This is a genomic window from Protofrankia sp. Cr1, assembly GCF_963555865.1.
Classification (GTDB): domain Bacteria; phylum Actinomycetota; class Actinomycetes; order Frankiales; family Frankiaceae; genus Protofrankia.
This window is the reverse complement of the sequence record NZ_CAUVXO010000452.1, coordinates 1394-1918: the sequence shown is the minus strand read 5'-3', so window position 1 is coordinate 1918 and position 525 is coordinate 1394. Positions and strand designations below refer to the sequence as shown.

General features: G+C 64.0%; 2 riboswitches.

Features of this window, described 5'->3' with window-relative positions:
- Positions 1 to 181 precede the first annotated feature (181 nt).
- A riboswitch (glycine riboswitch) is annotated at positions 182 to 285 on the bottom strand.
- Between the two features lie 3 nt (positions 286 to 288).
- Positions 289 to 386: riboswitch (glycine riboswitch) on the bottom strand.
- Positions 387 to 525 lie beyond the last annotated feature (139 nt).

The window sequence follows — 525 nt, the reverse complement described above, 5'->3', positions numbered from 1 at the left end:
GACCCGGATACTGCCGACTCGGATACTGCTGGCCCCGACGCCGGTGGGACGGGCGACAGCGAGACGGTTGATCGTGATGTCGAGGAACCGCCTGCGGATGAGGGAGGGTTCGTAGGCACGGTCGAAGCGCTCCAGAGGTCGGGCAACTCGGCGGACCTCGCCGGTCGCGGCTGACCTCCCCCTCTGTACATATGCCTGAGAGTTTCACCCGCCGCAGCCGGCCGATGGACCGGTGCGCCTGGCTTTCACCGTCGGCGGGACGCCTGCGGCGTCCGCTTTCCAGAGCTGCCTGACCCGGCGGTTGCTTCGGCCTGAGAGTTTATGGGGAGATCTTGCTCCTTCGGCGCCACGGGCTGGCATGCCGTGGACTCTCCCGCACAGGTGTGAGCGGCATCAATGTGCAGTTGTGTAACTACGCGGTAGTCGTTCAGGAGTCATGCGGTTGGGCAGCCAAGCCGATCCTAGGGTTTCCCGTGACCCGTCGCCACAGGCAGTCGGAACAATTCATACAAAATAGCTTGGATG